General features: G+C 74.4%; 2 protein-coding genes. One reads left to right on the top strand and one right to left on the bottom strand.

Annotated features, from left to right (window positions below; translation table 11 throughout):
- On the bottom strand, positions 1 to 1,189 hold a 1,189-nt coding region (locus tag L1885_RS27055), incomplete at its 3' end, for a nitrate- and nitrite sensing domain-containing protein (protein WP_235799788.1).
- Between the two features lie 457 nt (positions 1,190 to 1,646).
- On the opposite strand from L1885_RS27055, the gene L1885_RS27050 reads away from it, so the two are divergent.
- Positions 1,647 to 2,426 carry a hypothetical protein gene (locus L1885_RS27050; protein WP_235799787.1) on the top strand — a complete coding sequence of 260 codons (780 nt, stop codon included), beginning with the start codon at positions 1,647 to 1,649 and terminating at the stop codon, positions 2,424 to 2,426.
- Positions 2,427 to 2,510: the final 84 nt, after the last annotated feature.

Raw genomic sequence — 2,510 nt, 5'->3', positions numbered from 1 at the left:
CGCCGAGCCGCACGGCCGCGAGCGGCCTCGTCAGCGTGCGGGCGACGGCGGCCGAGACGGCGACCGCGACGACCAGGCAGCCCGCGGCCAGCGCGGCGCGCAGCTCCAGGTCGCGCACGGCGTCGTCGCGGAGCTTCCCGAAGTCCTTGAGGGAGTCGGCGCCGAGGCCCGACTCGGCGCCGCGCATCTGGTCGATCCTGGCGGTCAGCGCCGTGTTGAGCTTGTCCCGGTCGGTGTCGAGGTCGCTGCCCGACAGTTTGGGGGTGGCCGTCAGTTTGGCGAGGAAGTCCTCGGCGGACTTCACGTCGGGGCCGGTGACGGTGTCCGCGTACGCGCGGCGCTGCGCGGTGCCGGCCGTGGCGTCGAAGTCGTCCAGTGCGGCCTGCTCCCGCACCCGGGCCAGCTGGGCGGCGGCGCTGAGGCCGTCGCGCTCCCGGCCCTCCGGGGTGTCGGAGTCGTCCATCGGGAGCCCGGTGAGGGGGTTGACCGTCGACTCGTGGACGGGGACGGTCAGCGCGGCCAGCAGCAGGCCGCGGGTGGCGGACGCCTGGTCGGCGGCGCGGTCGAGGTCTGCCTGCGCGCGCAGACCGGTGGCCGCGCTCGCGGGCGCTCGGTCGGCGAGCTGCTCGGTGAGCCGGTGCAGCGAGTCGACGACCTGCGAGTAGGAGGAGTACGCGGCCTCGGCGGAGCCCTTGCCGCCGACGGCCGTGCGCCGGATCGTCCGCACCGTCCCGAGGTCGTCGAGCGACCCCGAGAGCGATGCGGGGAGGGACGCGGGGAGTGAGGAGCCGGCGAGGGTGCCGCGGATCTCGGTGATCTGCCGGTCGACCAGGTCGCCGGCGGCCCGGAGGCTGTCCTCGTCCCCGCCGTCGCCGGGGAGGCCGCCGGAGCCGTTCTTCCGTGACCCGGAGGAGCCCGTGCCGTCCCCGGCGCCGTCCTTGGCGGGCCGGCCGGCCGCGACGAAGACGACGACCTGGTCGCGCTCGTCGGCGAGGGAGTGGGCGAGGGCCACGGCCTGGCGGTCGAGCCGGGCGAGGGTGAGGAGCCGCTGCGCGTCGTCGAGGCGCGCCGAGGCCTCCAGAAGGGCGGGAGTGCCCGCGGCGATCACCACGACTCCGGTGACGACGACGCCCGCGACGAGCCGTGTGCGTACCCGCTTGCCGCGCCCCATCGGAGTGCCGCTGTGCACACCGCCGTTCCCCCGAGGCCGCTTCTTCTGCACCGGTGCTCGCATTCTCGACTCGTCCGCCCATGAAGCAGAGGTGACGGCGGGTCACGACGAGCCACCCCCAGCCCCTGGCACGGCTCCCGACCATTGCAGTGCTTTCCGGAGGAAGACGCGCATCGGCCAACCCGCCACCTGAACGAGTGAACCTCACGGACGAGTTGACCTCCAACTCACGTTGACGCGCTTTCGGGGCATCCCCGGTGGGTCGAATGGATATTGGAGGCACGCTTTGGAAGGATGCCCGCCTTCATCCGGCGAGGCGGCGCGGCCATGATCACTTTTCGGCCGCGCGTGGCCGTGGGAGACCGGACGGACACGCTCCGACATCCTGTGCCCATGTCGTGGACGAACGATGGGCCCGCCTCCCGCCCTCCTTCACAGCCGCCGGGCCGCCCGGCCCTCCGGCAGACTGGGGCGCATGCGCTTCGAACTCGCGACAGCACCCGGATCGGCCGCACGCCCCAACGAGGACTGGACTTCCGCCGTCGCGCCGGCGGCGGGCGACGGCGGCGCGCTCGTCCTGCTCGACGGAGTCACGCCGCCCGAGGGGGACGACGGTTGTGTGCACGGCGTCCCGTGGTTCACGGCCAGGCTGGGCGGCGCACTGGCCGAACTGTGCGGTTCCCGGCGGGACCTGACGCTGGCGGAGATCCTCGCCTCGGCGATCGCGACCACCGCCGCCGGACATCGGGACACTTGTGACCTTTCTCACGTACGTACCCCCCAGGCAACCGTGGTGCTCGCCAGGTGGTCGACGGTGCCCGGCGGCGCGGTCGAGCACCTGGTCCTGTCGGACTCCACGCTGCTCCTGGAGAGGCAGGACGGCGAGGTCGTGGCGCTCGTGGACGACCGCCTCGACCACATCCCGGCGGCGGTCAAGCGTTCCGTGGCCTCCACGGACGCCCTGCGCAACGCGGAGAACGGGTTCTTCACCGCCGCCGCGGACCCGTCGGCGGCGGCCCGGGCCGTGACGGGCAGCACGCCGGCCGCGGAGGTCCGGTCGCTGCTCGCCCTCACGGACGGGGCGGCGCGCTGGGTGGAGATCTTCGGCGAGGGCGACTGGGCGCAGTGCCTCGCGCTGGTCCGCAAGGGCGGCGCGCAGGAGCTGATCGACCGGGTGCGGACGCTGGAGACGGACGCGGAGCACGTACGCGGAAAGAGGCACGACGACGCGACGGCGACCTTCGTGGAGCTCTGACGCGCGGGGCGCCGGGGCGCCGGCGCGCCCCGGGCCGTCCGCGTACCGCCGCGACGCGCGGACGGCGGGCCGGACGCCCGGCTG

The organism is Streptomyces fuscigenes, assembly GCF_021556455.1.
In the GTDB taxonomy this organism is placed as follows: domain Bacteria; phylum Actinomycetota; class Actinomycetes; order Streptomycetales; family Streptomycetaceae; genus Streptomyces; species Streptomyces fuscigenes.
This window is presented reverse-complemented; position numbering and strand designations above follow the sequence as displayed.

Excerpts from the sequence above, each read along its gene's own strand:
- L1885_RS27050 (WP_235799787.1), top strand. The coding sequence starts at position 1,647 with ATGCGCTTCGAACTCGCGACAGCACCCGGATCGGCCGCACGCCCCAAC.